Annotated in this window: 23 protein-coding genes; 6 read left to right on the forward strand and 17 right to left on the reverse strand. The window is 51.2% G+C overall.

Annotation, left to right across the window (positions count from 1 at the left end; all coding sequences use genetic code 11):
* Positions 1–267: 267 nt before the first annotated feature.
* Positions 268–2043, reverse strand: a complete 1776-nt coding sequence (locus tag JRI89_05210) for an SLC13 family permease (protein MBW2070637.1) — start codon at positions 2041–2043, stop codon at positions 268–270.
* A 217-nt stretch (positions 2044–2260) separates the two neighbouring features.
* On the opposite strand from JRI89_05210, the gene JRI89_05215 reads away from it, so the two are divergent.
* Both JRI89_05215 and JRI89_05220 read left to right on the forward strand, forming a co-directional pair.
* Positions 2261–2455, forward strand: a complete 195-nt coding sequence (locus tag JRI89_05215; protein MBW2070638.1) for a hypothetical protein — start codon at positions 2261–2263, stop codon at positions 2453–2455.
* A 150-nt stretch (positions 2456–2605) separates the two neighbouring features.
* A complete protein-coding gene (locus tag JRI89_05220; protein ID MBW2070639.1) occupies positions 2606–3127 on the forward strand; it encodes an NUDIX hydrolase in 522 nt (173 codons plus the stop codon).
* Between the two features lie 152 nt (positions 3128–3279).
* On the opposite strand, the gene malQ is transcribed toward JRI89_05220, so the two are convergent.
* The 3 genes from malQ to glgB form a co-directional block, all read right to left on the reverse strand.
* Entirely contained in the window at positions 3280–4776 is a 1497-nt protein-coding gene (gene malQ, locus JRI89_05225; protein ID MBW2070640.1) for a 4-alpha-glucanotransferase, read from the reverse strand.
* Between the two features lie 149 nt (positions 4777–4925).
* Complete coding sequence (locus JRI89_05230; protein MBW2070641.1) at positions 4926–7355, reverse strand: DUF3536 domain-containing protein; 2430 nt, start codon at positions 7353–7355, stop codon at positions 4926–4928.
* A 38-nt stretch (positions 7356–7393) separates the two neighbouring features.
* A complete protein-coding gene (gene glgB / locus JRI89_05235; GenBank protein MBW2070642.1) occupies positions 7394–9316 on the reverse strand; it encodes a 1,4-alpha-glucan branching protein GlgB in 1923 nt (640 codons plus the stop codon).
* 349 nt (positions 9317–9665) lie between these two features.
* Between glgB and JRI89_05240 the strand changes: the two genes are divergently transcribed.
* From JRI89_05240 to JRI89_05255, 4 genes are all read left to right on the forward strand, one after another.
* Positions 9666–9962 carry an MTH1187 family thiamine-binding protein gene (locus JRI89_05240; GenBank protein MBW2070643.1) on the forward strand — a complete coding sequence of 99 codons (297 nt, stop codon included), beginning with the start codon at positions 9666–9668 and terminating at the stop codon, positions 9960–9962.
* A 294-nt stretch (positions 9963–10256) separates the two neighbouring features.
* Positions 10257–10661 carry a hypothetical protein gene (locus JRI89_05245; GenBank protein MBW2070644.1) on the forward strand — a complete coding sequence of 135 codons (405 nt, stop codon included), beginning with the start codon at positions 10257–10259 and terminating at the stop codon, positions 10659–10661.
* A complete protein-coding gene (locus tag JRI89_05250; protein ID MBW2070645.1) occupies positions 10652–11830 on the forward strand; it encodes a transglycosylase SLT domain-containing protein in 1179 nt (392 codons plus the stop codon). The genes JRI89_05245 and JRI89_05250 overlap by 10 nt, the downstream gene beginning before the upstream one ends.
* A gap of 80 nt (positions 11831–11910) precedes the next feature.
* Positions 11911–13299, forward strand: coding sequence for an MBL fold metallo-hydrolase (locus tag JRI89_05255; GenBank protein MBW2070646.1), 1389 nt, complete (start codon positions 11911–11913; stop codon positions 13297–13299).
* 119 nt (positions 13300–13418) lie between these two features.
* On the opposite strand, the gene JRI89_05260 is transcribed toward JRI89_05255, so the two are convergent.
* From JRI89_05260 to JRI89_05320, 13 genes are all read right to left on the reverse strand, one after another.
* Complete coding sequence (locus tag JRI89_05260; protein MBW2070647.1) at positions 13419–14579, reverse strand: hypothetical protein; 1161 nt, start codon at positions 14577–14579, stop codon at positions 13419–13421.
* Between the two features lie 183 nt (positions 14580–14762).
* On the reverse strand, positions 14763–17756 hold the full coding sequence (locus JRI89_05265; GenBank protein ID MBW2070648.1) for a ChaN family lipoprotein: 2994 nt from the start codon (positions 17754–17756) through the stop codon (positions 14763–14765).
* Positions 17757–18111: 355 nt separating this feature from the next.
* Entirely contained in the window at positions 18112–18588 is a 477-nt protein-coding gene (locus JRI89_05270) for a ferritin family protein (protein ID MBW2070649.1), read from the reverse strand.
* Between the two features lie 349 nt (positions 18589–18937).
* Entirely contained in the window at positions 18938–19192 is a 255-nt protein-coding gene (locus JRI89_05275) for a zinc ribbon domain-containing protein (GenBank protein MBW2070650.1), read from the reverse strand.
* Positions 19193–19230: 38 nt separating this feature from the next.
* Positions 19231–19518, reverse strand: a complete 288-nt coding sequence (locus tag JRI89_05280) for a DUF59 domain-containing protein (GenBank protein MBW2070651.1) — start codon at positions 19516–19518, stop codon at positions 19231–19233.
* A 17-nt stretch (positions 19519–19535) separates the two neighbouring features.
* Positions 19536–20405: an ATP-binding protein gene (locus JRI89_05285; protein MBW2070652.1), complete on the reverse strand. Its 870-nt coding sequence runs from the start codon at positions 20403–20405 to the stop codon at positions 19536–19538.
* 4 nt (positions 20406–20409) lie between these two features.
* Positions 20410–21258 (reverse strand): ATP-binding protein, encoded by an 849-nt coding sequence (locus JRI89_05290; protein MBW2070653.1) that lies wholly within the window; start codon positions 21256–21258, stop codon positions 20410–20412.
* Between the two features lie 57 nt (positions 21259–21315).
* Complete coding sequence (locus tag JRI89_05295; protein ID MBW2070654.1) at positions 21316–21951, reverse strand: DUF5320 family protein; 636 nt, start codon at positions 21949–21951, stop codon at positions 21316–21318.
* 68 nt (positions 21952–22019) lie between these two features.
* Positions 22020–22352 carry a NifB/NifX family molybdenum-iron cluster-binding protein gene (locus JRI89_05300; protein ID MBW2070655.1) on the reverse strand — a complete coding sequence of 111 codons (333 nt, stop codon included), beginning with the start codon at positions 22350–22352 and terminating at the stop codon, positions 22020–22022.
* Between the two features lie 63 nt (positions 22353–22415).
* Positions 22416–22778, reverse strand: a complete 363-nt coding sequence (locus tag JRI89_05305) for a NifB/NifX family molybdenum-iron cluster-binding protein (protein MBW2070656.1) — start codon at positions 22776–22778, stop codon at positions 22416–22418.
* 117 nt (positions 22779–22895) lie between these two features.
* A complete protein-coding gene (locus tag JRI89_05310; protein ID MBW2070657.1) occupies positions 22896–23804 on the reverse strand; it encodes an Mrp/NBP35 family ATP-binding protein in 909 nt (302 codons plus the stop codon).
* Positions 23805–23965: 161 nt separating this feature from the next.
* Positions 23966–24343 (reverse strand): DUF5320 domain-containing protein, encoded by a 378-nt coding sequence (locus JRI89_05315; GenBank protein ID MBW2070658.1) that lies wholly within the window; start codon positions 24341–24343, stop codon positions 23966–23968.
* A 26-nt stretch (positions 24344–24369) separates the two neighbouring features.
* On the reverse strand, positions 24370–24732 hold the full coding sequence (locus tag JRI89_05320) for a dinitrogenase iron-molybdenum cofactor (protein MBW2070659.1): 363 nt from the start codon (positions 24730–24732) through the stop codon (positions 24370–24372).
* Positions 24733–24764: the final 32 nt, after the last annotated feature.

Raw genomic sequence — 24764 nt, forward strand, 5'->3', positions numbered from 1 at the left:
GCTGTTTTTAGGTATGGCATATTTTCTGTAACTTTATCGACGGCAAGATAAGTGAGCATTGACTTAAGTCAAGAAAAGAAAAAAGTTGACTCCAGAGCTGAATATTTCGTGTACTGGTGCAGCTAGGTCATCCGACTGTCAATAGGTAGATTGATGTATTCTAACCGCCATTGGCCTGGAACTCAACGAGAAGTTTCCTGTTATCTCAGAAGGGCTCTCCTGGGCAGAAAAGAAAAGTCAAGAACTGACCGGGTTGCAGCCCTACCTCTAAAAAGACCACAGTAGAGGAATAAAGAACGAACCCACGATCAACACCAGAAGATTTAGAGGGATCCCGAGTTTCAAATAGTCGCTGAAGCGATATCCTCCAGGACCATATACCAGCAGATTAGTCTGATAGCCTATAGGAGTGGCATAGCAAGCACTGGCTCCAAAGCAGACCGCAATGATAAAGGGCCTTGGACTTACTCCCAGGGCGAGCGCTGTGGATATGGCAATGGGAATAAGGAGAACTGCGGTGGCATTGTTGCTCAAGGCCTGCGTACTTATGCTGGCGAGGAGGATTATGCCTGCCAGAATGACTCTCGGATCTGCACCGTGAAACAGAGAAAGATAGGTTTCAGCGTACAATCTGGCAGCACCGGTCTTTTCCATTGCCGTACCCAGGGCTATCGTTCCGGCAATGAGTACCAGTATATTGCCTTGCAAGGCCCGATATGAGTCTCGCAATTGCAGACAGCCTGTGAGCACCATGAGAAAGACGCCTGCCAGAGCACAGACCATGATATCTGCTATGCCTGAGGTTGCTGCCATTACAACAGCCAGGAAGATGAGCATGGCCCAGCGGGCTTTCCCCTTGTGGACGATTTCATGGTGAACATCTTCCACAACGATAAAGTCAGGATCCGACCTCAGATGTGCAAGCCTGTTTTCCTGGCACTGCAACAAAAGGATATCACCCAGCCTTAGTCTGACGTCATGAATTTTCTGGGCGGCATAATGATGCCCCCTGCTGCGCACCGCTATGATGCGGATTCCAGGATCGCCTCTAAGCTTGGTCTGTACAAGCTTCTCGCCGAGGAGGGTAGATTGAGGCGTGATGATGAGCTCTACGATCACCGCGTCTTTAAAATCTGTGCTGCTGGCCAGATCGTAATGTGAAGGGGGCAACTGCACAACTTTGTGGTCTAGTGCAGTAATGAGATCGTTTGCCGATGCTTTCACCAGCAGGAGGTCATTGGCGGCAATTGTTACCTCCTGGCGGCCTGCATGGAAGATCTGCGACTTCCGTATGCACTCGAAGACCTCAAATGATGGATATTTTTCTGAAAAAGCGCGACTCGGGTCCCGGCCAATGAGGGGGCTGTTCACAGGCACTGTCAATTCGGCCAGATAACGCCTCTGTTCGCTGTCGTGGAGTTCACAGGTGGGTATTGCCTGGGCTGGCATGAGGCGCGGCGCAGCAAAATACAGGAAGGCAATGCCCAGGAGAGCTATGGGTACTCCGAGGGAGGAGAGTTCAAACATGCTGAGCTCTCCATAGCCATACATGGCACTCAGGTCACTGACAATGATATTGGTGGAGGTGCCGATGAGAGTGCAGGTGCCGGCCAGAATGGAGGCATAAGATACAGGTATCAAGAACTTCGAAGGACTCAACTGGTATTCACAGCTCAGGCTGGTTACAATTGGAATGAAAAGGACCACAACCGGAGTATTGTTTATGAAGGCCGAGGCCAGGGCCACAATGACCAGGGTCATGAGCATGGCCAGCCGCTGATTTCCCCTGGAGAACTGGATTACCTTTTCACCAACGAACCCCACGGCTCCTGTCCGTATCATGGCTCTGCTTATGAGGAACATGGCGGCCACGGTAATCACTGCCGGGTTGGCAAAACCGGCCACTGCTTGCCTGGGGGGCAAAATGCCAAAAACCATCAAGGCGACCATTATTCCCATGGCCGTGAGGTCGACAGGGATTTTTTCAGTGACCAGAAGAAACAATGCGGTCAGGATGATGACCGTTACAATCCAGAGAGACATAACATTGGCTCCCGTTCCAGAGGAAATTATCTGATTATAATTCAAAGCTGGGGGCAGAGGAGAAGAATCTTGGATATTTCTTCAACAGATCTCGTGAAGAGAAGTGATTGCGCTCAGGCTAAGCGGCAGCGCAATGCGCCATATTGCCATTGAAGCCTCCGACTACTATAATCCAGCGGCAATATGACAACCTTTCAACAGCATAAGGAGATAGCACATGGGCAAGCAAACACAAAGGGTTGAAGTGTGCAAGTGTGAGCATTGCGGCAATGAGGCAGAGATGGTGGTGACCTGTGAATTCATCGAAGTAGAAGTTGAGGAGAAGCAAGCAGCGGGTGTGCGCAAACAGGAGAAAAGACATTTTACTTGTACCAAATGCGGCAGTGAAGCTGACATGATCATAGACCTGTAAACGGTCGTTGTTGTTGATTTCAAGTGGCTCGGGGATGCTCTGCTGAAGCACAGAGTGTTGCCGCTTTGGGGCAATAGCAGTACATCTATAAACGGCCTCAATCGGTGGCAGAAATCTGAACGTTCCGGCCCCACACCGTAATATATCACTATGGAATATCATTTTTGTCCCCAATGCAGCACCCGGTTGGAGCTGAAGCCTGCTGGCAGGCTTCAACGGAAGTACTGCCCGCTGTGCGGCTTTGTACTCTACAGAAACCCCACAGCAGGAGTGGCAGTGATCATACTGAAAGGCGAAGAAATCCTTCTTGTGAAGCGACGAGGCTCCTACAATGGCGCCTGGTGCATTCCCTGTGGTCACGTGGAATGGGACGAAGACATTCGTGCCTGTGCCCGGCGAGAAGTGCGGGAAGAAACCGGTTTGCAGGTAGAACTGGGTCCTGTCTTTGATGTGCAGTCGAATTTCCATGATCCGGAGCAGCACACTGTGGGGGTCTGGTTTGTGGGCAGAATTGTGGGCGGCAGACTGCAGGCAGGGTCTGATGCCGCCGAGGTGCGGTTTTTCCCCCTGGAGCAATTGCCAGTAAATATGGCATTTCCTACGGACCTTGTTGTTTGTGAAAAGCTCAAAGAAAAGATGGCTACCAGAGGGTGGCAAACGTGGAGCGAATGAAATAGAGAGCAGTTTTCGAGACGTTCTTATTGGCTTTTGACCAGTGGCCACACCACAAGGATTGCTGGCAACGAGGCAGGCATGACCAGGCTTGAGCATGAGGCCAATTCGGAGTCCTGAGGTGCAGACCAGGGGAGGTGAGACCTGGCAACTCAAGCCCTGCCATAGATATGGGTCATTTCTGCAAGCTGGTCGTTCACCTCCTCGGACAACAGTTCGGCTGTCAGGCGCCATTCCCAGTTGCCCTCCAGGGTGGCGGGTTTATTCATGCGCGCCTCTACACCGAGCCCCAGCACATCCTGTAGAGGTAGCACCACAAGGTTTGCCGTTGACATCATGGCCAACCGTATAAATGCCAGATGTATCGACTCCAGGGACTCCTGCCGTCCGAGATAGCGGTAGAGATTTCTTTTTTCCTCCTGGGTGGCCTCATGCTCGAACCAGCCTCTGACAGTATTATTGTCATGGGTGCCAGTGTATACTACGCTGTTGGCCACGTGGTTGTGTGGGATATAGGGATTGTTAGCCACATCGCCGCCAAAGGCAAAAAGAAGCACCTTCATGCCCGGCAAATCGTAATGTCTGAGAACTTCTCTGACATCAGGGGTGATGTATCCCAGGTCCTCAGCTATGATGGGCAACAGGGGAAACCTTCTGAGTAAAGTGTCGAAGAACTTTTTAGTGGGCACCTTAACCCAGCAGCCATTTATTGCGGTAGCCTCTGTTGCCGGGACTTCCCAATAGGCTACCAGACCCCGGAAGTGGTCCAAGCGGACGAGGTCAAATAGAGAGAGATTGAGTTCCATTCGCCGAATCCACCAGGCGAAGCCGCTTTTCTGCAAGGCTTCCCAGTCGTAGACGGGATTCCCCCATAGCTGGCCGGTACTGCTGAAATAGTCAGGGGGAACCCCAGCCACCACATAAGGCCTGGATGAGTCGTCGAGTTTGAACAGATGACGGTGCGTCCACACATCAGCACTATCGTGGTGCACATATATTGGTATGTCGCCTATGAGGTGAATTCCGTGTTCATTGCAGTAGCGTTTCAACTCATGCCATTGACTGTAAAAGAGATACTGGCAGTAGGTTTGAAATTCAATCTCTTCCTGAAGCATGTCGCGAAATGCCTGCAGCGCCTGTGGTTCTCTGTGCCTTATTTCCTGAGGCCACTCAGTCCATATCTTACCCTGAAAATGAGTCTTGAGGCAGACAAACAGAGTAAAATCCTCCAACCAGTATGAGTGGCGCTGACGGAAGTGCTCGTACGGAGCACAATGACCCATGCTACGAAACCTTTGAAATGATGAACGCAACAGGCCTGTCTTGTAGGCATAGAGGCGTTGGTAGTCAACCCTCTTCAAAGAAAAGTCCTTCGGTGGAGCGGCCTCGGCGTCTGACAGCAAACCATGGCGCCATAAGAGTTCAGGGCTTATGAGCAAAGGATTGCCAGCAAAGGCGGAGACACTCTGATAAGGGGAGTTTAGATATATGGAATCGGTTGGATTCAGAGGAAGAATCTGCCAGTAGCTCTGGCCAGTCCTGTCCAGGAAGTCAACAAACTCGTAGGCAGCTGGTCCAAAGTCTCCCACACCATACCGGGATGGCAGGGAAGTAATATGGAGTAGAATCCCGCTTGCTCGTCTAAGCATCAGCATAATTCCTTGATAGAAAAGATTCCCTTAGGTTCCGCCTTTGCTGTCAAATTAGAACAGTCGCCCAGCTGGAGCAACAGATGGCCTCCTTTTGGCTGAGCTGAAGCTGACAGTCCATGGCCCATATCTAGACTTTGCAAGGATTTTCATTCAGGCACCAGAATAGAGAGTCTGTCGCAGATTGATGCAAACTGTTGCACCCACCGAGCAGCATCAGCATCGCCCTGTGCGGCTCTGTGCTGCAGCGCTGGATAATCTCTGTGGAGGATGTGGTAGCAATAATTTTGGACCTGGCGGAGATTGACCGCAAAGGGAAGAGATTCCATTATATGCAGGGCGCTATCGAGTGCGTGCAGAAGTTCCTCCTGTGAGGAATCAGTGAGAAGCTCCTTCGCCAGGTGTTCAAGCTTCTTTCTAAAGGTGAGTTCCAGGACTGTGGTGTTCAGAGAAACTCCTGACATGTACGCTTCTTTCAGAAGCTTTTCAATATGTATGGCCTCGAGTTGCTCTTCCTGGAACGCTTGCTGCAGACTCAAATTGAGAACTACTTCAGCAGCGACTGACAGCGGCAGGGGCAGGGGACTACCTAGATCGTGCAGGAACCGGAAGAGCGGTGCATTGTACTCGTAGACCTGACGATACATGGCCTCTACATCTACAAGTGTGGCGGCTAACACTGTATCCAGTATTTTCCTTTGTTCATCGCGAAAGAGATCTTTCAGGGTGTACATTGGCTGGCCGAAGTGGCTTTCCAGAAGCTGAATGGTGCCTGGAAAGTCTGCGCTGGAGAACACTTTCATGAGTTCCTCGACTGAGCCTGCAAATATTTCTGGCGGTTGGCATTGCCGCACTCCGCAAAGCAGATTGTGATCCCCCCAGTGGAAAACCCCGAAGCAAAAGCAGTTCGACTCTCTGGTGATGGTGGAGGAAAGAGTGATACGTCCTAGCGCCACTTTTGCCCTTCCGGCCTCTGCAGTGCGATAATCCTCCTGCCGCGCCTGGAAGCAGTAAATCCTGGCCTCTTGCTCATAGGCCTGGAAAAGAGAGCTCATGCCATAATGGGCGGCAACCCTTTCAAGATCCAGCACCGCAGGCGCTACATTTTGTTCGTAGATGTGCCGGCCGTTCCCCTCTGTAGACTTGTTGCTCTCGGCCTGCTCGAGAATGGCCAGGAAGGGCGACTCATCAAACCGAGGAAAAAGCTCTTTTGCTAGTTGCAGTACTCGGCCAGCGTACTGCAGAATCTGAATTGTTTCAATTCCTGAAAGCTCATCAAAATACCAGCCGCAACTGGTGTACATGAGCATGGCATATCGCTGCAGTTCCAGGAGCTTGCACAGGGTAACGGTATTGTCGCTGTTGAGTTCATTTCTGGCTTGCTGTTGCAGGAAGCGCTCCAGGCTTGCATCTGAGCGATCAAGGACCACCTGGATGTAGTCGTTTCTTGCCTTCCATGGGTCGTAGACAAAGTTGCTGCAGTAATCTTCATAAACAGGAGCTAGATTGTCTCGCAGCCAGTCCATGGCCTGTCGCAAGGGAGCGCGCCATGTCTGATTCCAGTCCGGGTGAGCGCCCAGGTGACAGCCACAATCAGACCTCCATCTTTCCACTCCATGAATGCAGCTCCACGAGGTGTTCTCAAATATCTCCACTTCGTGCCTTGGTGGATGTCTTTCCAGGTACTCGCCGTAGTTGGTCAGGCGAGCTAGAGAATTGCTCTCAATATAGTGGACAGCATAGGCGAGAGCCATATCCCCAAAAGGGTGGTGATGGCCGTATGTTTCGCCATCGGTGGCAATGTGGACCATTTGAGGATAGTCTTGCTTTGCTGTAAAGCCCCCCACAAGACGTTGGGCAAAGGTTTCTCCTCTGTTCAGCAGGCCCTCAAAAGCAACAGCCCGGGCAATGGGTCCATTGTAGAAAAAGAGAGCCAGATTCTTTCCCGAGGGCAGTTTCAAAGTATATGCCCTGCTGGGATCAATCTTGCCTCCGCTCACATCGAGCCACTCTTTGCTTCCCAGAGGTCTGATGCGATGGGCCTGCCTGGGAGCAAGAATGGTGAAATGTATGTCATGGGCAGCCAGAATTTCCAGGCTCTCCAGATCCACTGCCGTCTCGGGCAGCCACATGCCTTCCGGTCTTCGACCGAAGCGCTGCTCGAAATCTCGTATGCCCCAGACAACCTGAGTATATTTGTCTCTGCTATTTGCCAGCGGCATAATCATGTGGTTGTAAGCTTGTGCCAGGGCTGAGCCGTGGCCGGCAAAGGCCAGCTGGCTCTCCTGGTCCGCCTGGAGAATGGCGGCGTACACCTCTGGGGCATGATTTTCGAGCCAGGAAAGAAGAGTCGGCCCAAAATCAAAACTTATCTTCTGGTAGTTGTTGACCAGATGAACGATGCGATTTCTGTCATCGAGAATGCGGGAGGTGGCGTTGGGGGCATAGCATTCCGCCGTTATCTTTTCGTTCCAATCATGGTAGGGATGTGCCGAATCCTGCAGTTCGATCGCTTCCAACCAGGGATTTTCTCGAGGCGGCTGATAGAAATGGCCATGAATACATATGTACCTTTCCATTAGCTGCTAATCTCCCCTGAAGTCATAGAACCTCCTGATCAATCCTTGCTCTTTAAGAGTACTACTGCCAGAGGGGGGATGGTGAGGTTGACAGAGTGAGAACGGCCGTGGAAAGGAATGGCTTCAGCCTGCACACCTCCCATGTTTCCCAGGCCTGAGCCGCCATAGTGATGAGCGTCGCTGTTGGCAATTTCCTTCCAGTAGCCGCTGCGAGATACGCCTATCCTGTAACCGAGGCGAGGAACAGGAGTAAAATTGCACACTACCACAATATGCTCCTCATCGTTTCTTGATTTCCTGACAAAACTGAGGATGCTATGCTGTGAATCGTGGCAGTCGATCCACTCAAAGCCTGCAGGCTCGAAATCGAGATCGTGCAGGGCCCCTTCCTGACGGTAGAGAAGATTCAGGTCTGTTACCCATTTCTTTAGACAGCCGTGTTCAGCATAGTCCAGCAAATGCCAATCCAGGCTTTCCTCGTGGTTCCATTCCTTCCATTGGCCGAACTCGCCGCCCATAAAGAGCAGTTTCTTGCCAGGTTGGGTATACATGTAGCCGTAGATGAGCCGGAGATTGGCAAACTTCTGCCAATTGTCACCTGGCATCTTGCCGAGCAGGGATCCTTTGCCATGGACAACCTCGTCATGAGACAGCGGCAGAACGAAGTTCTCGTGAAAAGCATAAAGGAGACGGAAGGTCAGAAGATCATGATGATAATTTCTGTGTATGGGATCCTTGGACATGTAGGACAGGGTGTCATGCATCCATCCCATGTCCCACTTCATGCCGAATCCCAGGCCGCCAACGTATGTGGGCCGCGAAACCATGGGCCAGGAGGTAGATTCTTCGGCTATGGTTTGCACTCCAGGATGCCGGGCGTAGACTTCCTCATTGAAGCGGCGCAATAAGGCAATGGCTTCGAGATTCTCTCTGCCGCCATAAGGGTTCGGAATCCAGTCGCCGTTATCGCGGGAGTAATCGAGATACAGCATGGAAGCGACTGCATCCACCCGCAAGCCATCCACATGGTAGCGCTCGAGCCAAAAGTTGGCGTTGCTCAGCAGGAAGCTCTGCACTTCCTTGCGGCCGTAATTGAAGATGAGACTGTCCCAGTCCGGGTGGATTCTCTGCCGTACGTCGGCATGTTCGTAAAGGTAGGTTCCATCGAAATAGCCCAGCCCATGCTCATCACTGGGAAAGTGAGAGGGCACCCAGTCCAAGATAACGCCAATGCCGTGCTGGTGGAGATAGTCGATCAGATACATCAAATCTTGTGGAGAACCATAGCGAGAGGTGGGGGCAAAAAAGCCGCTTATCTGATAACCCCATGATCCATAAAAGGGATGCTCCATAATGGGCAAGAATTCCACATGGGTAAATCCCAGAGCTCCCACGTAGTCAGCAAGCTTTGGCGCCAGTTCGCGGTAGCTCAGAAAACGATTATTTTCCCCGGAGGCTTTCATCCAGGAGCCAAGGTGAACCTCATAGATGGACATGGCAGTGTGCGTTGGCTTCCATTCACGCCTGCTCTCCAGCCACTGCTGATCCTGCCATTCATAGGCAAGATCCCAGACGATTGAGGCTGTCTTGGGCGGCGTCTCACAATAAAATGCCAGAGGATCGCTCTTGTCGACCTGGTAATTATGATAGCGTGAAAGGATGTGGTACTTGTATGCAGCACCTTTATCTACTCCGGGTATGAAGCCCTGCCAGATTCCAGAGTCGCCAACGGGGCGCAGAGGATGGCTGTCTCTGTGCCAGTCATTGAAGTCACCCATCACAGAAACTCTGGCCGCATTTGGAGCCCACACAGCAAAATGCGTTCCCGACAGACCATCTAATGTGGCCACCTGGGCGCCCAATTTCTCAAAAAGACGAAAGTGGCTTCCTTCATTAAAAAGGTAAAGATCGTCATCGGTGAGCAAAGAGCGATCATATACCACTGCTTCAGTAGAGTGCATTTTCTTCTCAGCAGTCAAATGGGACCAGAGCAGGCAGCCCGCAGGCAAGCGACCTGCTAACCGAGGAGCCTGGCCATGAAATTTGTTGCAGAGTTACCATACACGTCCTTGAATTGCTTATCAAGAGCACAATCTGTGGCTGTCTTCAAAAGGGCAGATATGCTTTTTAGATTAACTGGCATGAGAATCTCGGGTATACTCGAGCTGCAGCGCAGGTGATTTGCAGGAAGCTGAAGGGAAGATTGCGGCGGCATGGCGAAGTCATCTGCCTGGAGCAGCCGTGTTTCTCCCGGGGTAAATGCCGACTTTTTTGTGATGAGCAATGGTGCAACAGCAAAGGGAGGTGGGCATGAGTGTGCTTGTTGATTTTTCTGTTTTCCCATTAGACAAAGGGGAAAGTGTGAGTTCCTACGTGGCCGAGGCCGTGCGTATTATCAAAGAAAGCGGTCTACCTTACAAGCTGGGTCCAATGGGGACGTGCCTTGAGGGCGACTATGAACAGGTGATGGCTGTGGTGCACCGCAGCTTCAAGGAAATGCAGAAGGAGTGTCGCCGAATCTATATGGCACTCAAAGTGGACTATCGGCAAGACGTTTCCGATAGACTGGAAGGAAAAGTGGCCTCTGTGATGAAGAAGATTGATTAATTAATACGTGAAAGTCGTCTATCCACAGGACCGGTCTTGTCGATGTACGCGGCAGCTGGAAGGGGATGGGTCATACGATGATTATTATGGCGGGCAGGGAGAGCCGACCAACGCGGTTCTTTTCGAGTCAGCCGTAGGTACATACATTTGTCTCGGCAAACTTTGTGACAGCTAGACAGCAACCTGAATATCGGCATTCAAGACCCTTTCAGTAGTGCTTATTGACTTCAAAAGAACATGTACCGAACACAGGATACTTACAGAATCAGCTTGTCTCATCCGGTGAGGGCATATATGTTAGAGCATTTGCGCCAGTCTCTCGAAGAACATAACCTCTTGCATGATTTTGGCAATTGCTTTGCCAGCATTGACAGACGGTCCATGGTCTTTACCACCAGCTGCAGCTACAAGAGGTACAAGAAGTTTTTTGCCTTGCTTTACGAGACCCTGGGCCCTTTTGCAGCAGAGGTCTCTTTTGACGAGGACTATGCCCCGGAAGACCGCGCCTATAACACCACTGTCTTTTTCCAGGTGGATGACCAGGGCTGTTATGAATTCAGTCTCTTCAATGTACTCTCACTGAGAAAAGAGTCATCTGAGCAACTCTGGGGAGAGAATAGACAGCCAACAGGACCCTTTGAAGACAGCTGTTGGGAAACTGGAACTATGTCTCAGTGGAAGGAGAGGGAATGCTGGTAAGAAAGGTAAGTAATATGGGCTGCGTGTTGGTTGGAGTCCTTCTGCTCCTCCTGGATGTCTCCATGCCGGCCAGCATCAGTGGAGTACGACCTACTGCGATTTCTTTTCCCTCTCTTTTGTCCTCCGTGCATATCGAGGGCACTGTGGAATTTTGTGGTGAAACCGTACCCCTGGAAAGACAAGAGGTAAAAGAAAGATTCGAGAAAGAGCTGCTCCTGTCGCTCTGGGACCGGCCGCAAGTAATTCTCTGGTTGAAGCGTTCTAGCAGATACCTGCCGCATGTGGAGAAAATGCTGCGCGAGGCCAACATGCCTGACGATCTCAAGTATATTGCCATTGCAGAGAGTGCCCTGCGCCCTCACGTTCGTTCTCGAAAAGGGGCCACGGGCTTCTGGCAGTTTATGAAGTCCACAGGCCGCAAGTACGGTTTGACAATCAGCAGTCGCGTTGACCAGCGCCGCAATATCTTTGATTCTACCTCTGCAGCCATCAAGTACTTCAGAGATCTCCGTCAGCTTCTCGGCTCCTGGACTCTGGCAGCAGCAGCTTATAACATGGGAGAAGAAGGGCTGCTTGCTGAAATCCTGGAGCAAGGTACAAACGACTACTACAGCCTGTATTTGCCGCTGCAGACTCAGCGTTATGTTTTCCGTGTGGTCGCAGCCAAATTGATTTTGACCCAGCCCAATAGATTTGGATTTCATCTCGCCGAAACAGACTACTATCCACAGCTCACCTTTGACAAGGTTGTTGTACACTGCTCTCGAGATGTTCCCTTACGAATAGTTGGGCAGGCTGCCGAAACATCATTCAAAGTGGTGAAGGATTTGAATCCAGAAATTCGCGGCCACTATCTCCCTCCAGGAGATTTCACCCTGCGACTTCCCGAGGGCTCAGCCAAAAAGTTCCAACAAAGATATGCCGCGCTGGTGAAAAAGTGGTTGGCAGAAAGAGATGAATTGGTGTACCTGGTTCAGAAAGGCGACAACTTGTCCACTATCGCAGAGAAATTTGAGGTTCCTCTGGCTGCCCTGCTTATCTGGAATCGACTGAACTTGAAGGAGCCAATCCATCCGGGGGACGAACTCATAGTAAGGCGAAAGGAGAGCGTAGATATTGCAGCAGACCAGCAAAATGATTTCACTGATAAATCCTTGCCGCAAGAGTAATAGTCGGATAATAGAATGAGTACACTGTGCTCTAGGTTGGCAAACCACCAAACGATTACGGAGTCTGCCGAATGGATACTATGAAAATCAGCTTTTTTGGTGCCACTGGTACGGTGACAGGATCACGCCATCTCCTGGAAATCGAGGGTAAGAAACTCCTCATTGACTGCGGTCTGTTCCAAGGACCAAAAAAACACCGGCTGATGAATTGGGACACTTTTCCTTTTCCGCCTGCAAAGATCGACCGGGTACTTCTCACCCATGCCCATATTGACCACACCGGGTATCTGCCGCGATTCCGAGCCGGCAAGTTTTCCGGCCAGATTCACTGTACTCACGCTACCAGAGATCTTTGTGAAATTATGCTGCGCGACAGCGCGCATCTCCAGGAGGAAGACGCTTATTGGGCCAATAAGAAAGGATATTCGAAGCACCGTCCGGCCCTGCCGCTTTACACTGTTGAAGATGCCGAAAAAGCCTTGGAGCTTTTCCAGCCATTACATTATGGCGAGGATCTTTTTCTCAGCAACAGCCTGCGAATCAAGTTCAAAGATGCAGGCCACATACTTGGTTCTTCGTTTGTGGACATCAAGACCACCAAAGGTGGACAGAGAAGAAAGATTGTCTTCAGTGGCGATCTCGGCAGGCCTGGCAGACCCATACTGCGTGATCCAGTGCAAATGTTTGAGGTGGATTACCTCATTCTGGAATCCACTTATGGCGATCGCCTGCACGGGGAGCAGTCCCCGGAAGCTGAAGTGGAACGGGTGATCAATGAAACTGCCAAAAGGCGAGGAGTTCTCGTGGTGCCGGCCTTTGCTGTAGGGCGTACCCAGGAGCTGCTTTTTACCATTCGCCAACTGGAAGAGCAGGGTAAGATTCCTTCGCTACCTGTGCATGTAGATTCGCCCATGGCAATCAATGTCACGGAAATCTTCGCAAAGCACAAGGCCAATTACGATTTGCAGGCTAAGGTACTTGAATTGAACGGCATCAGCATTCTGCAGCCGAAAGAGATTCACTTCAGCCGCAGCCGCCAACAATCGAAAGCTCTGAATGAAATAGACGGAGAGGCAATTATCATATCAGCAAGCGGCATGGCAACAGGCGGCCGCGTCCTCCATCACCTGAAGTATCGTCTGCCCAGAAAAAGAGACACGGTGCTTTTCATCGGCTATCAGGCCTATGGGACCAGGGGTAGATCAATCCTGGAAGGCAAGGATACGGTAAAGATTCATGGAGAGCATGTTCCTGTCAGGGCACATATTGAACAGCTAAGCGGCTTTTCGGCACACGCAGACTACAATGAAATTCTGGCCTGGCTCCTTGGCTTCAATCGCCCCCCGAGAAAAACTTTTATTGTGCATGGAGAGCCCAAGGCTTGCAGCTCCCTGGCCCGGAAAATTGAAGACAAACTGGGATGGGATGTGGTAATCCCCAAGTTTAAAGAGCATTTCGACTTGGACTAGAAAGTGTCCATGGGGACGGCGACTTTGCGCCACGACTTGTGGCTCCAGGAAGAGGCATAGATCTATCTATAGTTGTGAATCATTCTGAACCACTCTATGGAAGGTAAACATGGTGGGACTCAGCTGTGTCCTATTCTGGCACTCTGGCTGCACCAAGGAGCCAGGGCTTCTGGGTTGAGCTGAATGCCCAGACCATCATCTTGGGGCAGCTCAGGCGGGCAGCCAGCGTAGCCGAATTGTACTAGCGGCCGCACGGGGTCGCACTGCAACAGGTGGAGGCCGAAGCACCCCTCACAGTATTTTACCTGCTTCAATGCTGAGAGCAAGATTAATTGGGCTGCGGAAAGAAGGGAAGACTCTCCCACCTGACAGCCCAGATGAACATCCAGACCTGCCTGCAGGGCTTCGCGACATCGATTGTATGAGGCAATCAGACCGCCGCATTTAGATATGCGGACATTCACCCCGGTGCAGCCGTTTCGGGCAATCAGCATCCGGAGGGATTTCCTGTCATGTATACTTTCATCTGCAATGATTTCAAAGTCAGTCCTTGCCACCAAGTTTGCAAGTGTCTCGACGTCATCCGCCCTGGTGGGCTGTTCCACACAGCGGATTCCCTTGCGAGCCAGAAATGCCATGGCCTCCAGAGTCTGTTGAAAGTTCCAGGCCATGTTTGCATCAACGATAATACGGGCAGAGGCACCCAACACCTGGCGGGCAGTACGAACGATTCGCCTGTCCAGATTCTGCCCCACTTTGAGCTTGAGCTGGCGGAGGCCATACAGTCGGATTCTTGCCAGTTGCAGGAGGGCCCTGAGTGGACTTTGTGCTGACAGCACTGCGCTGAAACGGACATTGGCCTCGAGCGCTGCAGCAGTATTGATTCGGACAGCCCGGCCAAAGGCGCGGCCGAAAGCGTCGAGCAATGCCAGGTCAACTGCTGCCCAGGCAGCATTTTGTGGACGATGGTGAGATGCCCATTGCGAGGGGGCCTTGCCGTCGCATTCATGCAGAAAGGAAAGAACCTGAGCCAGCGAGTGAAATTCCATGCCGAGCAGCCTGGGCAAGATATCTTCTTGCAATAAAGAAAAGGCGCCTTTTCTTGTCTCTCCAGTGACGTAAGCCCGCGGCAGGGATTCTCCGAAGCCCACATGGCCGTCATCTGTGAGGCATTTTAGGAAAATGCTTTCAGATGTCCTTCTAACTGCTGCCGCATGTCTGAATGAGCGGCGGAATGGCAGGTCTACAGCATAGAGTTCAAAAGCTTTTATGCGGGCCATTCCAGATCCCGAGTCTCTCAGCCTCGCTCCATATGGTCTTGGGTCGAGGGCGTAGGAAAATCGTCTCTCGACAGCAATGGGTCCTCGAGCATAAAGTAAGTGCAGCTGCTCAGGGAGAGCGTGTTGAGAGCACTTCAGTCGACCATTAGAGCAGCCAGATTTTCTCCGTTAGCAGCTCAGCTGTCAACTCAATTCCACGGTCAACTTTACAAGCTTGGAGCCGCGCCTGACTGTTACCCTCACCGTGTCACCCGGTCGTTTGTCGAAAAGAAGGATGCGGAGGTCTTCAAGGGTATGAACAGGATGCTCCTCAACCGCCGTGATGAAATCTCCTTTTTTCATGCCAGCTGCTTTGGCGCCACTGCTTGTGGAAAACCCTGTAACCTTGAGTGTGGCGGCATCTGCCTCGAGCAGGACCCCGAGCTTGGCTGCCTGTGGCGCTTCAACTTCTGTGGAGAACACCAGATAATCAGCAAGATCGGCAGCCGGCATGACGTTTTGAGCTGGCAAGATAACAGTATAGCTTGCTTGAAAGCGACGATACGCCCGCCTGGGTATCCCCGAGCCATACTCTAAATGACCATTGCCTGCGATCACCACCATATGGCAGCGTGGGTGTGCCTGGAGATATCTGGCAATGGTTTCCGCCATGGTCTCATCCCAGAGAATCTGTGCCTGAACAAAGTAATCGAAGTTTTCGGGAGCTGTACCGCCTGGCAGTTCTATCTGGTGCATGTCGAACACCCTCTTCAAACGAGTGCGGTATGATTTATCGCTGAAATCCAGTTCTGTTGGAATGCTTTTCTTTTGTTCTTCGCTCAAATGAGCAAGTCCTTCTCTTGCCACCTTGGCAACCAGTTTATGGTCTAAATTGAGTGCTATCACAGGAATACTCTTTTTTCTGGCATACTGCAGTATGTCTCTATAGAGGTAATAATTGAACCTCCATGTAGTAAAGTAATGTGATTCTTTGAGAAAAGTCTTTTCGTCGATGTCAGCGGCAATATAGCTGTCCAATGCCTCTTGATATGATTTCTGAAACATCTCCATGCCGATGACCAGCTCAGGATGCTTGCCATGGAGTGCTCGGATAAAGTCGAGCTGCATCAGATGGTCGCCATAGCGATTGTGCTTTTCGCCCAGGTAGACAATTTGTTTATCGACTATTTGCGAAACAATTTCACCTACTCCCAGTACTCCTTTGAGAGAAAATCCCACCACAGGAGAAGTCACTTCGATTCTCAGTCCCCTTTGGCCTTTAGCGATTTCTTTGTCCATTATCCTGCCGTGTCTGAAAGCGAGTCGGCTGTATTTGCCGTAATGTGGCAGCTTGTCGACTATGGCTTCGACCTCGGCACTGCTTGACGCTGTGGCTTGGGCCAGTACATGGTCAGTACTGAAAGGATTTTTTTTGACCACAATGGTGAAGCCTTCTTGATCTTTTGTGTGCTCCATAAAAGTTGGCAGGTTTTTCTGCGTTGTTCCCAGAAAGAGTACAGATTTGTGCGACAAAGCCCCGTGGTCAGTTGCGCTGTCCTCCAAGATGTTGAAGCCCTGACCGCGTAGTTTCTCCACCAGAGCACCATATACGGGTTCATCTTTCCGCTGGAGCACGACAGTCCGGCCTGGGTCGCCCAGAAGTCGGCTCAATCTTGGTGTTTGCTCTTCAGGTTGCAGCCTGCGAAATAGGTCGTACTCTGGATCGACTGTGAGCCAGGTGGGCCTGGAGGCAAAGTCAAGCGTGTAGCTCTGCTCCAAAGCGGTCGCAATTATTACTCTACTCTCCGGACCAGCAGCTGTGTTTGCCACTAAAACAATAGGGAAGGGCAGAGAACCATTGCTGAGGTGCACCTGCAAATCAACCTGGAAGCTGCCACTGGCCTCACGAGCCCTGGCCCAGTCTAGAGAAAGGTCCAGAGCACCTTTGCTGTCCAACCAGAAGTCGAAAAACGGCCGGAGGTATTTTCCTGTAGACTTCTCAAAGATCCTCTCAATATCGTCCCAGGAAGTAATCTTGAACATGCGCTTCTGCACAAGTTGCTTCAATGAGTAGGCAAATGCCTCTTCGCCGATTTTCTTTTTGAGCATGTGGAACACCATGGCAGCCTTGCCATAACCCACGGCCCGCTGAGCACGGTCTTCTCCAGCACGAAAGCTGCGAACAGCTATTTCTTCACTGCCATGGACATAGCTCTCGTAGTTTTCAATGATGTTTTTGCGATATTTCCAGCCTTCACCTTTCAGTTCAGCAAAATGATGGTCAGCTAGGTAAGAGGTCAGCCCTTCGCACCAATTGCCAGAAGCATAATCCACGTAGATGGAGTTGCCGAACCATGAATGAAGTACTTCATGGCCCAGCGAGGTCTCGGGTATGAAGGGTAATTTGAGCACCTGACGGCCGAGCAAGGTAAAGGTTGGCATACCGTAACCCGTGGGCAGTATATGCTCCACAATGGCAAACCTGGCGTATGGATATGGTCCGAGCATTTGCTCATACCTCTGCAGATATCTTTTTGTTTGCGACAGATAGCGCTCTGACAGGCTGTCGTCTCCTGAGAGAAAATAGGTGGCTATCTCGATCTGGTGATAGCGAGCTTTTCTGACCACATAAGGAGCAACCACAAGGTGGATTCCTGGCGTTGGTTCTGGAAAGTGAAAGTTATAGATAGTGCCATCTGAGCTTGATCTTTTCTCTATGGTGTTTGCTTCAGAGACGGCCGCAAATCCCTTTGGTGTTCGTACTTCCAGGGAAAATCTCGCCAGATCTGCCATGGCAGCAGGGTACCAGGCATCCAGCAGAAAGGCGCCTTGTGGCGAGATAACATTATCACGAATGCCAGGCTTTGCACGGAAATAGCCCTGATATTGCAGGCGAAGGATAGTGCCGTCCGCATGCTCCGGCAGTGAGAGAAAGCCATTATCTACCAGGGGAGCAATCTGACGGCCATTTATAGTAATCTTATCGATCTGTAGCGAGCTTCCCACGGCGAGTCGGTCAACTGCTCGAGGGACGATAAGCTGCATGCTGCCGCTCAAGCGGTGATCTGACAGATCCAAAGATATGACCAGCTTGTACCTGGGTGTTGTCGAGATGCTTGCACTGGTAGTTGGGCAAAGAAAAAAAAGAACTATTAATGTCACAAAGAGGCCGGCCAATGTAGTTCGTGAGGCAGTCATTCTTGAGAAAAACTCCTTCTCTAGAGTCGTTTCCTTTGTTGGCAGAGCATTGTCTGTCTAAATTGAACAAGTGATTAATGGACAACACGAAGTATAACTCAAAGAACAGCTTTTTTCGCCATGAAACTGACTACGATCAGAAGGCAATGCTCTCCGTTTACTTTCCATGGTAGCTGCCGGGACTGCCGAAATTAAAGGGAGCAACTTCTGTTGACAACGGTGAGATAAAAGGGGGTATTACAGCGGCAGGATGCCGCTAGTCCAGCATACTGTGCAATGAGAAATTGGCAAGCTAGTCATCTTGCCAATTGTCCGTGTCATCTGATTTGAACAATTGGCAAGACGTCGAAATCAGCTACATTTCAGGCATGTAGATGCTTTCGTATAATTCCTCCAGTTGAGCCAGATGTTTTCCCTCATCCTGTGCCAGTCTTTGATACATACCTGCCATGGGAGCGTCACCGCAAGCTTGTGCCATTTTGGTGTAAAAATCTACGCTCCGTTTTTCCTCATGAATTGCGTGGATCATCACATCCTGAGCACTGGAGTCTTCATGCAGAGGCTTTTCCTCCAGGAGCAGCGTCAATTTCATGCTGGGCCCTTCTTCCATATGTGCTTCGTGCAAGGCGATCTCTTCTTCTAGAAAGGCCTTCTCAAGGGTGTATTTGTGCTCGAGCTCCTCAAGAGCAAGTTCCTTTACCAGTTTTTTGGCCCGGCGGTCCTCGACAACCTCATAAGCTCTACGGTATACATCAAAACTATGTTGTTCCATCTCGATTGCTTTCTGGATAGCTCCTTCTCTCGTATAACAGACCTCTTCGAATTCTGCCATAGCATTCCTCCATCTCTAGATGATGTAAACGGGGAGAACGACGTTCGACACGCTATCATACGTGATCGTGCTCCAGGATTCAAGAATGATTTTGCAAGAGTTTCGCCTAATTTCAAAGTAACTGGTAAAATGGCAACTGGAAAGATTTAGCAAATCGGTAAACCATTCACCCGGAAAGTGAACTATTGTCCTGATCTCGTGACTTGCACTCCTTGGAGAAGCTCAAATACGAGGAGACCTTTGCAAACACTGCAAGAGGTCAGCGCAGCAACCAAGACCTCTTTGCTGGCGTGCAACCACATGGCAGGTCGTCCAGAAGTTGTGGGGCTACGTGGCTGAAGCTGGGGTGTCAGCGAAAATCACGCCGACAGCTCCCTCCTGTGGAGCAGGGTGGGGTGTCGCACCGCTCCTCGCGGCCACAGCAGGTGTGGCCGGCGCTGCTGCCGCTCGTTTTAACGGCATAGGAAGCCGCAGAAAGGATCTTTTCAAGTCTGCTACTGCCGCAGTTGCTGCATTCGAGACGCTGTTCAGGCTGATGACTCGAGATCAGCAGTATTTCACAAACTTCGCCGCACTCCTGACACTGGTACTCATAGATAGGCATTGGCACTCCCTCCCATCTGGCACATTGTTGCTATACTGCTAGTTGAGATCAGCGAGAATCTTTTTGAGTTGTGCAGCATGCACAAAGCCATCAACGTTTACCTGCACTCGCTTGACTCCTGCCACACTCTTCACAGCCTGCTGAATATTTATGGCCAGCTGAAATCCCAGAGGACAAACCACTGAAGAGGGACGAAATGTCAAGCTGACATTGCCGTCATCATCCACCTCGAGGTCCCGCACCAATTTCATCCTGATCACATCCATCCCAGTTTCTGGATCGATCACAGCGCCAAGGCTTCTTTCCACTTGTTTTTTCAGGTCCATGATTGCTGATGTTCTCCTCAGACGCCGACCTCAAGAATTGTGGCAAGCCCCTGCCAGATCTTCTTTATCTCGTCGGCAACTCTGCCGTTGCTGTATTCCACTACAATTTTTTTCTGTACCAGGGCCCTGGTAACCACGGGATCGTACGGGATGAGCCCGAGGAGCTGGATGTTGTGCTCGTCGCAGTATGAGCGTATGGCTGCGGTCATGTCCTGATTGAGGTCATATTTGTTTACACATGCGGCAACAGGAATCTGGAAATGACCAGCCAGTTCAGCTACTCGTTTCATGTCATGCAGTCCCGAGAGGGTAGGCTCAGTTACAATGAGCACAAGACTTGTACCAGTCATGGCTGAAATTACCGGACAACCAATGCCAGGAGGGCCATCCACGATAATAAGCTTGTGGCCCTGCTCCTCGGCTAGAAGTTTGGCATTGTGTCGAACGATGGTCACTAACATGCCTGAATTCTCTTCAGCAATTCCCAACCTGGCATGGACGAATAGTCCGTAGTTGGTCTCAGAGATGAACCATTCACCGCAGATATTTTCCTGCATCTCGATTGCTGCAACCGGACAAAAGTGAGCGCAAACCCCACAGCCTTCACAATCAATCTTGTCCACAATGTAATCATCACTTATGGCGTCGAACCTGCAAAGCTCCAGACATTCTCCGCATGCCGTACATACTGCAGCATCGATGTGGGCGGTATGTCCACCACGAAACAGCTCCTTTTTCTGAATAGTGGGCTCGAGGAGAATAAATAGGTCAGCAGCGTCTACATCAGCATCTGCCAACACTTTATCTTTGGCGAGCGCTGCAAAGGAGCCGGCAATTGAGGTCTTGCCTGTGCCGCCTTTGCCACTCAAGATAACGAGTTCTTTCACTTGGCTACCTTCCGTTTCCACCGACAATTTTTTTTATGTGGCGATAGAGCTCCTGGAACTGCTCCTTATAGCTCGGCAGCACCTCAATAAGCATCCGGCCATAGGAATAGGCTTCTGCAATGCGTCGATCCTCTGGAATCGTCATGAGTACGGGTATCTTTTTGCTGCGGCAGAAATCAACAGTCTCCTGGTCGCTGCTGCCCGAGCGGTTTATCAATACGCCGGCAGGAATTTTTAGTTCAGCTACTACTTCAGCTGCCAGCTGCAGATCATTGAGGCCAAACGGTGTGGGCTCGGTTACCAGAAGGCAGAAGTCGCTACCTTTTACAGCAGCAATAACAGGGCAAGACGTGCCTGGGGGCGCATCGACTATCACCACGTCGTGGTCCCCGGCAAGGTTGCGCGCCGCCTTGATTAGAGGAGGAGACATGGCTTCGCCCACACTTAGTCGGCCATGTACGAACTCAAGAGATTGACACTTGCCATGTTCTAGGAGGCCGATGGGATGAGATTTTTCTGTGATGGCATCTTCTGGACATACCTTGGTGCAACCTCCACAGCCATGGCACAGTTCTGGAAAAGTGAGCACATTGTTATTAACCACAACAATGGCGCTGAAACGACAGATCCTGGCACACTCACCGCAAAAAGTACACTTCTCGAGGTCTATCAACGGCTTGGGTACCTGGACTTCAACGGATTCGTGGATCTGTGGCTTCAAGAAAATATGGCTGTTGGGCTCCTCTACATCGCAGTCGATCAGCTGCACCTTAACTGTCAGGGACATGGCCAGATTGGTAGCTACAGTAGTCTTTCCCGTGCCACCCTTACCGCTTGCCACAGCTATAATCATAATGGTTCTCTCCCGCCATCATTCGAGGGAAGCTGCTTTGCCAGTTTCTGCTACCGCCTAACGCCGCTCCTTTTCCAGTTGGCGTATTCTCTCATCGATTCTCTTCAACTGATCGCGAAGTTGGTCTTTTTGCCGTTTGAGTTCGTGCAGATCGATGCCGTAATCGGCTTGTCTCTCCTCCGAGGTGACGCCTCTGCCTTGCCTACGGCCCATGCCCATGCCACGACCCATGCCCATGCCACGACCCATGCCACGACCCATGCCCATGCCACGACCCATGCCGCCACCCGCAGCGGGGCCGCTTCCTCGGCTAGTAGCAGAAGCTCCGCCCTCAGTGCCAAAATGGGCCTGCACCGATGGACCGGAAGCTTCCTGCAACTGCCCGCTTCTATACTGGTTCAGTGCTTCAGCAGCAGTACCGCTGGCCCCTATGTATACCTTGAGCCCTGCAGCTGCCAGAGTATCCGCAGCATTTGGACCCACGTGTCCGGTAATCACTGCTTCAGCACCTGAATTTGCCACTAGTTGGGCGGCCTGGATGCCGGCCCCACCACTCAGCATAGCTGCCTTGTTTTCTATGATTTCGAATTCCCCAGTTGCCGAGTCTACAATCAGGAAACATGAACAGCGGCCAAAACGTTCGTCAAGTTGAGCATCCAAGCTTGGTCCGGTTGACGAAATTGCAATCTTCATCTCCTCTCCTTTTTCGCGGGAGCGGCTAGTTCTGCCAATAGTGGATCAGCACTTTTTCCTGTATTTCGTTAATGATCGCAAATATTCTGTCCAGTAATTAGACTGCCTTTCAGATACTGAGCAACCACTTCCTCTGGCGGTGCGCTGGGTGCGCCAATTTCTACTCTGATGCCCTTTTGAGCAAATAAATCGAGGGCCCTGCGGCCCATGCCCCCAGCAATGATCACTTCGACTCCCAAGTCGCTCAACCAACGAGGAAGAACTCCAGGTTCATGAGGAGGAGGAATGAGCAGTTCCTTGTTCTTTATCTGGCCATCATCCGCCTCTATAATGGCAAACTGTTCACAATGTCCAAAATGGGGACAAAGTACACCTTGTGCGACTGGTACTGCAAATTTCATCGTCTACACTCCTTTCCTTTTTTATGTCCACTTCACAGAAATGCTGCCTGGTTTCAAGTAGCATTAAGTCCAGTGTCCCTCGACATTGGGTTGGGAAGCTACCTGATACTTCCCATCGAGGTAGGCCTGCACTGCCTCTGAGATGCGACCACTAACCCCTGTTACCACCTTGATTCCTGTTGCCTGTAATGTCCTGAAGGCTTTGGGCCCACAATTGCCAGTGAGAACCACATCCGGCTTGGCACCAGCCAAGTTCTGGGCTGCCTGGATACCGGCTCCTTGAGGTAGATTCAGGTTCTGTCGATTTTCCACCAACTGCAACTCATTGGTGTCCGTGTCTATCACCAGAAAGTATTTAGCTCTGCCAAAACGCGGGTCCACTTCACCTTCCGGGTCCCTTTCCTGAGTGGTCACTGCTATGCGCATAGCTCCTCCTCTCTGAAGTGCTTCCCATCTGTTTGTTGCCTGACCTTTCCTAGCCAGCCCTCCTGAAAAGAGATGTGGGCAGGAGAAGATCCTTTGCCGCTTATCCAGCAATGCCTCTCAATGCACTGCCGAAGATTTTTTCTGACCTGCAGATTCCATGGCCTCGATTACCTCTTGGGTGAGCTTTTCATATGCCTTTTTTGCCTCAGAATCATGGTTTGCAGCCACAAAAGGTTCTCCACAGTCGCACTTCTCCACCACCTCAGGATCAATCGGTATGCGTCCCAGGAAAGGAACCCCCAGTTGTCTAGCGGCCTGCTCTCCACCGCCAATTTTGAAGAGATTGATTTTTTCGCCACAATGGGGGCAGATCAGACCGCTCATGTTTTCCACTATTCCCAGCACTGGGATGTTCAACAGCCGGCTGAAATTGACAGCCTTTCGCGAATCCAGGAGAGCAACGTCCTGGGGAGTAGTGACGATTATTGAACCGTCTACATTCTTGATGAGATTAGCAACACTGAGCGGTTCATCACCTGTGCCTGGTGGAAGGTCAATAAAGAGGAAGTCCAGATCGCCCCAACTGACATCTGCCAGGAACTGCTTGATTGCCGAGTGTTTCAGGGGCCCTCGCCAGACAATGGCTCGATCAGGATCGTGAGCAAGCAACCCCATCGATACCACGTGAAAGTTCTTGAAGACTTCTACAGGATCTACGCCATCATCGTGTCCCACGAGTTGTCTCTCCTCGACACCCAGCATTTTGGGAACGTTAGGGCCGTGAATGTCAGCATCCAGTATTCCCACTCGATAGTCGCGAAAAGCAAGAGAGGCAGCCAGGTTAGTAGCTACGGTACTCTTGCCAACGCCGCCTTTGCCGCTCATCACCATAATCTTATGGCGGATGTGATAGAGCCTTTGCTCCAGCCTTTTTTGCTCGTGCGCTTCTTTTTCCTTGGCCGAACAACTACTGCCGCTCTCGCAACTGTCACAAGGTTTCTGTTCGTCACACGCTTCTTTTTTCATTTTTCTCTTCCTTGCCTTCTCAGTTGTTGATAAGAATCTGCCACTCGATATTCCATTCACAAATATGAGAACGACTAGTGAATCTGTCAAGGCAGCCAAAAGGTGTCGGCAGGGAGACAGGGAGTGGAGGGGTGAGATTCATTCACCCCTCCTGCTCAGCTTCACGAGCTTTGCTCAGTTTCTAAGCTCCCCAGTCTTTCTTCGATGGCGTCGAGCTCCTCTTTTAAAGCTGCCGCCTGCTCTTTGAGCATCACCATCTCGTCTTCCCTGGAATAAGGGGCTTGATAGGCTCCCCAGGGTGCTATGGGACCCCGGTCCCACCAAGGGAAAAAGCCCCTAGCCCAGTAGCCGTAGCCCCAGCCCCGGCCCCTGCCTCGACCGAGACCCAGGCCCCGACCCATACCCCAACCTCGACCGAGTCCACGACCCCGGCCCGGGCCGCCAAAGAAACGATAGGCTCCTCTCGGATTGCAAAGACCTCGGCCCCATCCGGTCATGGGTCCCATTCCAGCAGGTCCTGTTCTGTCAAGTCCTGGCATATGTCATCCCTCCTTTCTCGTGGTCGCTAATGCCTGCCACGAAAGCGTCTTCTCCGGTGTCTGCGTGGGCAGCACCCCATTCCCGGGGTCAGCTGTCCTGAGACGTAAGCTGCAAGGACTTCGTCAACTTCTCCAATAATGCCCCATATCAGCTCTATGCCACGGCTGCGAAAAAGGTTTTGTAAAAAATGGTTCATGCCTCCAGTGATTACCAGCTCTACCCCCTGCCGGCGTAAAATGTCAGGCACCTCATGAGGATACCGTCGGTTCATACTTAGAGTGTGACGACCAATTACTCGCCCCTCGTCGAGCTCCACAACCAATATCTCCTGGGTATATCCGAACCTGGGCGAAACCCTCGAGTCGTAAAGTGGGATGGCTATTTTCATTTGACGCCTCGCCGCCTCATGGCATCACCTCG

It is taken from the genome of Deltaproteobacteria bacterium, from assembly GCA_019309045.1.
Lineage (GTDB): Bacteria > Desulfobacterota > Syntrophobacteria > BM002 > BM002 > JAFDGZ01.